This window comes from Sedimenticola hydrogenitrophicus (genome assembly GCF_025175675.1).
Taxonomy (GTDB): domain Bacteria; phylum Pseudomonadota; class Gammaproteobacteria; order Chromatiales; family Chromatiaceae; genus Sedimenticola; species Sedimenticola hydrogenitrophicus.
On sequence record NZ_JANIOA010000075.1, the window covers coordinates 1 to 6,880 of the forward strand.

Consider the following 6,880-nt stretch of genomic DNA (forward strand, 5'->3'; position numbering starts at 1 on the left):
ACTAAGTTAAGGCAGGAATCCATTTTCTCGTCATTCCGGCGCAGGCCGGAATCCATGAATTAACCGCGGATGCGGGTTCTGGATCCCGGCATTCGCCGGGATGACGGTGTTTCTTGGCTTAAGACGGTGGTTCTTGGCTTAAGTAAGTGCCATTCGAGTCATGGATGAATAGTAGCTCACCACCGGTCAATTGCGAGCAGACCGACTCCCGGGAGATGTGTTTCGGTTTTCCACAATACGGTCATCCACAATATTTTCATGGTTTATAAGGATGTAACCTTTTTATCAGAAGAAAGCGTTTTGTGTGATTTCACCACTTCGATAAAAAGGTATCAAAATGGACAGCACGCGAAGAAAATTTTTAGCCACGGTCGCAACCACAATTGCCGCGCCGGTGTTGGGCGAGGCGTCTGCCGCGGAGGGAACGGCGGATACACGAGACACGCCCCGCTGGGCAATGGTGATCGATCTGCGCAAGTGTATCGGCTGCCAGGCCTGCACGGTCGCCTGTTCGACGGAAAACCGGGTACCCGCGGGGCAGTTCCGCACCCTGGTCAGCCACTACGAGGTTGAAAAGGACCACCAGCCCCGCAGCGCCATGCTGCCGCGACTCTGTAATCACTGCGAGAACCCGCCCTGCATTCCGGTCTGCCCGGTGCAGGCCACCTATCAACGCCCGGATGGCATCGTCGTGGTCGACAACACCCGCTGCGTCGGCTGCGCCTACTGCGTCCAGGCCTGTCCCTACGATGCCCGCTTCATTAATCATGAAACCAAAACCGCCGACAAATGCACCTTCTGTGTCCACCGGGTTCAGGCCGGACTGCTTCCCGCCTGCGTGGAAACCTGTGTCGGCGGCGCGCGCATCTTCGGCAACATAAAAGACCCCCGGAGCGAGGTATCCCGGCTGATCAACAGCGTCCACACCGATGGCCTGCAGCCCGGGCTGAAGACCCGTCCGCAAGTCTATTACATCGGCCTCGATAACCGCCTGCAGAACAAGATCGAGGGTGTCCCCAGCCCCTGGAAGCGATCAGAGACCCTCCCACAGGAGTCCATGTCATGAGTAATAACATTATCGAAATCATCGGCGTCACCCAGGAGATCACCTGGAACAGCTGGGCGGTGCAGTACTTCTTTTTTATCGGCCTGAGTGTTGGCGGTATTGTGTTGGCGGCACCGGCCTACCTGTCGCGCACGGCGACCTGGCTGCCTGTCGCCAGACTGGGACTGTTGGTGGCCATCACCACCGGCCTGGTGGCGCCGGTGGCACTCCTCGCCGATCTCCATCAGCCGGCCAGGTTCTATCAGTTCTACCTGAACTTCACCCCCACATCCTGGATGTCCTGGGGCGCGTTTCTGCTACCGGCCTATTTAACGGCGCTGCTGCTGTTCGGTCTGCAGGGGCTGTACCGGGATCCGGCTGGAAACCAGCGGGTTACGCGAATGGCCGCACTGGCGACCGGTGTGCTGGGGGCGGGGATTGTGCTCTATACCGGCAGTGAGATGGGTATCCTGATCAGCCGGGTACTCTGGCAGTCGGGCTGGCTGGTGCCGGCCTATCTGCTAAGCGGCCTGGCCGGTGCGACCGGTCTCGCCCTGGTGATCAACAGCCTGCAGTCGACGGAGAACCTCGCCCACAACCGACTGCTGTTGCGCTGGCTGACGGCATCACTGGCCCTCACCGGCGTATGGATCGGCGCATGGGCTGTGGCAGGTTACCTGAATCTGAGCGGGTCGGGAGCGGCACTGCTGCGCCTGGCGATGGAATTCCGCCCCCTGGAAACCCTGGTGTTCTGGATCGGCGTCGGTCTGTTGCTGCCGCTGATCCTGACCCTGTTCAACCACACCGGATTGAACCTCATGACCGGATTGCTGGCACTGTTCGGTACCTGGATGCTGCGCTGGGTGATGTTTATCGGCGGCCAGGGCATCCCGAAAAATGGCGCCGGATTCTATAACTTCGAACTTCCGCTGACTGCCGACGGCCTGCTGGGCATCCTCGGATCCATCGGCCTCTGGCTGCTGATCCTCATCGTTATCAGGTCCCTGTTGTCCCAGTACAACCAACCAGCCGACGTCTAGCCCGGCAGAACAATTCAGGAGAATCAGTATGACTACTTCACGTCGCAATTTTCTCAAAGGTGCCGCCGCGGCTGGTGGACTGACGGCGTTCGGCTTCGGTTACAGTCACACCGCCGAGCAGTTATTGCGCGGCGCCTGGGCCGGCGACCAGCCTGACCATCCGATCAGCGGTAAGGCACCCAGTCCGGAATTCACTGTCAACCCCGAGACCGGGGTCCTGACGCCCAACCCCAACCAGGCCATGGCCTACACCATGTGCATGGGCTGCACCACCATCTGCGGCGTGCGGGTGCGCATCGACAAGGTGCGGAACAAAATACTCCGGGTAACCGGCAACCCCTACCACCTGCTCTCCACCGATCAACATATCCCTTATGCCACACCGGTCAAGCAGAGCTTTGTCTCCCTCAGCCGCTTCCAAGAGCAGGGGCTCGCCGGTCGTTCAACGGCCTGTGCTCGCGGCAACGCGGTGCTGTCGAAACTGACCGATCCCAACCGGGTGACGGTACCGCTGAAACGTATCGGCGCCCGCGGTGAAGGCAAGTGGGCACCCATTTCACCGGAGCAACTGTTGCGGGAAGTGGTCGAGGGCGGCGACCTGTTTGGCGAAGGCCATGTGGATGGGTTACGGGCTATTCGTGACTTGAAGACGCCCATTGATCCGGCCAATCCGGAGTTTGGTCCCCGCGCGAACCAACTGGCGGTCATACCGCCGTTCAAGGACGGGCGTCTCGGCTTTGCCGCGCGTTTCGCCAAGCAGAGCTTCGGCACCGTCAACTTCACCGGTCACCGCTCCTATTGCGGGCTCTCCATGCGCTCCGGATACGCCGCACTGCTGGGTGACTGGAAGAAACAGCCGCACTTGAAACCGGACTTCATCAATTCCGAATTCCTGCTGTTTATCGGCACCGCACCGGGTAATGCCGGCAACCCCTTCAAACGCCAGGGCCAGCAGATCGCCAAGGCCCGCAGCACCGGCAAGCTGAAATACGTGGTGGTGGATCCGGTGTTGACCAACAGCGACAGCATGGCGGCGGACAAAAACAGCCGCTGGCTGCCGATCAAACCGAACACCGACGGCGCCCTGGTGATGGGCATGATGCGCTGGATCCTGGAGAACCGGCGCTATGACGAGCAATTCCTGCGTCAGCCCAATGCCGCAGCCGCTGCGGCCGCCGGCGAGGTCAGCTGGTCGAACGCCAGCCATCTGGTGGTCACCCAGGAGGGACACCCGAAGAACGGCCGGTTCCTGCGTGCAAGCGACCTGCAGCTGTTCGACGGCGACCCCAAGGAGTCGCCCTTGGTAGTGATAGGCCAGGCCAGCGGTGAAGTCGTCAGTCAGGCGGCCGTGGGTCCCGCCGAACTGTTTTACCAGGGCGAGGTTGTGTTGCCCAATGGCGAGAAACTGCAGGTCAAGAGCAGCCTCAGTCTGCTCCAGGAGGAGGCCGAAAAACACTCCCTGGCGGAATACTCCGAAGCCTGCGGCATACCGGTCTCCACCATCGTGGAACTGGCCCGGGAGTTCACGGCGCATGGCAAGAAGGCCGCCGCCGATTGTCATGGCGGCACCATGGGCAGCAACGGCTTCTATACCGCTTACGCCATCGTCATGCTCAATGCCCTGGTCGGCAACCTGAATGCGAAAGGCGGCACCAGCGCGGGTGGCGGCCGCTTCAAGGAGATCGCCCCCGGCCCCCGCTATAACCTGAAAAAATTCCCCGGCATGGTCAAGGCCAAGGGGGTCGGCCTCGGCCGCCAGGGATTCCCCTACGAAAAGAGCAGCGAGTACCAGCGCAAGGTGGCCGCCGGACAGAATCCCTATCCGTCCAAGGCCCCCTGGTATCCCCTGTCGCCCGCCATGTCCTCGGAGTTCCTGACCGCGGCCATCAACGGCTACCCCTATTCATTGAAGGCGTTGATCCTGTGGAGCTCGAACCCCCTCTACGGGGTTGCCGGCCTGCAGCAGCAGGTCAAGGTGAAAATGGCTGATCCGAAGACACTGCCCCTGCTCATCTCGGTCGACCCGTTTATCAACGAGAGCAATACCTACGCCGACTACATCGTCCCCGACTCGGTACTCTACGAGAGCTGGGGCTGGGCCAGCGCCTGGGGCGGCAATCTGACCAAGGTGAGTACCGCCCGCTGGCCGGTCATCGAGCCGACACAGGTCAAGGATAGCCAGGGCACCCCGGTCGGCATGGAGTGGTTCTTCATCGAAGTGGCCAAGCGCATGGGACTGCCGGGATTTGGCGAGAATGCCATAGCGGACCAGGAGGGCAACCTGCACCCGTTGAACCGGCCGGAGGAGTTCTATCTGCGCGCCGCGGCCAATGTGGCCTTTGACGGTGGCGCGGTAGCCGACGCGGACGACGAGGAGTTGCAGTTGACCGGGGTTGATCGCCTGGCAAACGACCTGCAGTCGATACTCAAACCCGATGAGTGGAGAAAGGCCGCCTACGTCTATGCCCGCGGCGGGCGCTTCGAGGATGCCGAGATGGGGTACAAGGGAAATGCCCTGGCGCGGCAGTACAAGAGCCCGCTGCAGATCTATGATGAAAAACTCGGCACCACACGGAATACGCTGAGCGGCGCGCGCTATCACGGCACACCGACCTGGATCAGGCCATCACTCGCCGACGGTTCGCTGCTGGAGAGTAGCTTTCCAGCCGCCGACTGGCCGTACAAGGTGGTCAGCACCAAGTCGCCCTATGTGTCGTCCCATACCACGGGCATCCAGAAACTGCAGCAGTTCCACCCCTCCAACGCGATCGCCATGCATTACAGCGACGCGGAAAAACTCGGGATCAGGTCGGGTGACAGCATCCGCATCACCACGCCCGGTGGCATCGTCAAGGGTCAGGCACTGGTGCGCAACGGCATCCAGCCCGGCGTACTGGGGATCGAACACGGTTTCGGCCACCGGGAACTGGGGGCGCGCCAACACCAGATTGGCGACCGCTTCACCACCCCATCACGGCTGGCCGGCCTGGGGGTGAACATCAACGACCTGGGATTTGCCGATCCACAACGTGAAGGGGCTTCGGTACTCGCCGACTGGGTGGTCGGCAGCGTGGCCCGCCAGGGGCTCCCTGCCCGGGTGGAAAAGGCCTGATCCAGCAAAACGGGCCGGAGGGGTTTACCCTTCCGGTCCATGATCGACCGCCGTCAAACCCTTGACCGCTGGATTCAATGCAGATCCCTCACCGCCTCGCGGGCGAGGATCCGCTCCGCATCCAGCGAGGCGATGGCCACCGCCGGTTCCCTGGGTATCTCGCCTTTCAACTGCAGTGCCAGGTAGCGCATGCAACAGACCCGCAGAAACGAGGTGAAGTTGCCCAGATCGTGTCCCGCGTCGATCGACTCATGATAGAGCCGGGTGATCATCTGCGGCACCTGCATGCCGTCGCGCCGGGCAATCTCCTCCAGGGTGTTCCAGAAATAGTTCTCCAGCCGCACGCTGGTGACCATGCCATCGATGCGTAACGACCGGGTGCTGCTATCCCAGAGCTGGGCGTCGGCATTAATAAACAGTTTGCACATCGGCACCTCCCGCTATCCGAGGGAGACAGAAACGTGTCCCCGCCATCGCTTAAGCATAGTGCAAGCCGCAGCGGCGATAACCGCTCGTTGTAGCAAGCGTAGGGTGGGTTAGCGGCGCACAGGCACGACTCTTCCCGGCTGCGACAACACCCAGGCGCCGTGTAACCCACCAAATCCCCGACCACCAAACGGCGGGTTACGGCGCGCGCGCTACAGCCGGCCGCATCCCGCTACGTCTGATCGAGCAGATCCATGAACTGCGCCAGCCAGGCCGGGTGTGCCGGCCAGGCGGGGGCGGTGACCAGATTGCCGTCGGTCACCGCCGCGTCGATGGCGATCTCAGCGTAGTCGCCGCCGCTCTGTTTCACCTCCGGCATACAGGCCGGATAGGCCGAGCAGCGTTTACCCTCCAGCACCCCGGCCGCGGCCAGCAGCTGGGCACCGTGGCAGATCGATGCCACCGGCTTATTCTCGGTGAAAAAATGGCGCACCATGGCCAGCACCGCCTCGTTGAGGCGCAGGTACTCGGGCGCCCGGCCACCCGGGATCACCAGGGCGTCGTATTGTGCCGGATCGATCTCGGCAAAACTGGCGTTCAGGGTGAAGTTGTGGCCGCGCTTCTCGCTGTAGGTCTGCTGGCCCTCGAAATCGTGGATCGAGGTCGCCACCGTCTCCCCGGCACGCTTGTCCGGGCAGATGGCATGTACCGTATGGCCGACCGCTTGCAGCGCCTGGAACGGCACCATGGTCTCGTAGTCCTCGGTGAAATCACCGGTGATCATCAGAATCTTTTTATTGGTCATTGCGCTCCCTCCTCTGCTGGTGGAGTCATTACCCTAGCAGGGCGACCGTTACAGGGGGTATTAAGGGATTACTACAATTGCTGATGCGGACCTGTTGCGGGAATACAGCAACGTGGGGTGGCACGTAGTCTGTGCCCACCTTTTTTCCTCGGTGCCGCACCTTCCGCGTAGGCACGAAAAGCGTACTCACCCTACGCGGCGAGGTATGCATTCCCACGCAGAGAGACTGTGAAAGTATTGCCCATAGTGTCATGTTGGAGTCCCTTGCCGTCCGCATGACGGCACAGGATCTCCTGGCTTCTTTCGGTGCAGCGCCGTGGCTCAGACAGGCTTACATCGGGTTACGTGGCGTCCCTGCGCGTATATTTCGCATAAAAACAAGACCTTAAGCCTCATGCCACCATCCCGGCGGGCAATGCCCGGCGGACTGTCGACAAACGCTGGGCACAATA

The 6,880-nt window shown here is 61.4% G+C and carries 5 protein-coding genes; 3 read left to right on the forward strand and 2 right to left on the reverse strand.

Annotated elements, in window-relative coordinates; translation table 11 throughout:
* Positions 1-337 precede the first annotated feature (337 nt).
* The 3 genes from dsrO to NPX02_RS20710 are packed head-to-tail and all read left to right on the forward strand — an operon-like array spanning position 338 to position 5,197.
* Positions 338-1,066, forward strand: coding sequence for a sulfate reduction electron transfer complex DsrMKJOP subunit DsrO (gene dsrO / locus NPX02_RS20700; RefSeq protein WP_260295956.1), 729 nt, complete (start codon positions 338-340; stop codon positions 1,064-1,066).
* The gene (gene nrfD, locus NPX02_RS20705) at positions 1,063-2,085 is read left to right on the forward strand and encodes an NrfD/PsrC family molybdoenzyme membrane anchor subunit (RefSeq protein ID WP_260295957.1); all 1,023 of its coding nucleotides are present in this window, start codon (positions 1,063-1,065) and stop codon (positions 2,083-2,085) included. Before dsrO ends, nrfD begins: the two co-directional genes overlap by 4 nt.
* A gap of 28 nt (positions 2,086-2,113) precedes the next feature.
* Positions 2,114-5,197, forward strand: coding sequence for a molybdopterin dinucleotide binding domain-containing protein (locus NPX02_RS20710; protein WP_260295958.1), 3,084 nt, complete (start codon positions 2,114-2,116; stop codon positions 5,195-5,197).
* 74 nt (positions 5,198-5,271) lie between these two features.
* Here NPX02_RS20710 and NPX02_RS20715 read toward each other — a convergent pair whose 3' ends face one another.
* Positions 5,272-5,625 carry a ribbon-helix-helix domain-containing protein gene (locus tag NPX02_RS20715; RefSeq protein ID WP_260295959.1) on the reverse strand — a complete coding sequence of 118 codons (354 nt, stop codon included), beginning with the start codon at positions 5,623-5,625 and terminating at the stop codon, positions 5,272-5,274.
* Between the two features lie 230 nt (positions 5,626-5,855).
* On the reverse strand, positions 5,856-6,428 hold the full coding sequence (locus NPX02_RS20720; protein ID WP_260295960.1) for a DJ-1/PfpI family protein: 573 nt from the start codon (positions 6,426-6,428) through the stop codon (positions 5,856-5,858).
* Positions 6,429-6,880 lie beyond the last annotated feature (452 nt).

Excerpts from the sequence above, each read along its gene's own strand:
- NPX02_RS20710 (WP_260295958.1), top strand. The coding sequence starts at position 2,114 with ATGACTACTTCACGTCGCAATTTTCTCAAAGGTGCCGCCGCGGCTGGT.
- nrfD (WP_260295957.1), top strand. The coding sequence starts at position 1,063 with ATGAGTAATAACATTATCGAAATCATCGGCGTCACCCAGGAGATCACC.
- dsrO (WP_260295956.1), top strand. The coding sequence starts at position 338 with ATGGACAGCACGCGAAGAAAATTTTTAGCCACGGTCGCAACCACAATT.
- NPX02_RS20715 (WP_260295959.1), bottom strand. The coding sequence starts at position 5,625 with ATGTGCAAACTGTTTATTAATGCCGACGCCCAGCTCTGGGATAGCAGC.
- NPX02_RS20720 (WP_260295960.1), bottom strand. The coding sequence starts at position 6,428 with ATGACCAATAAAAAGATTCTGATGATCACCGGTGATTTCACCGAGGAC.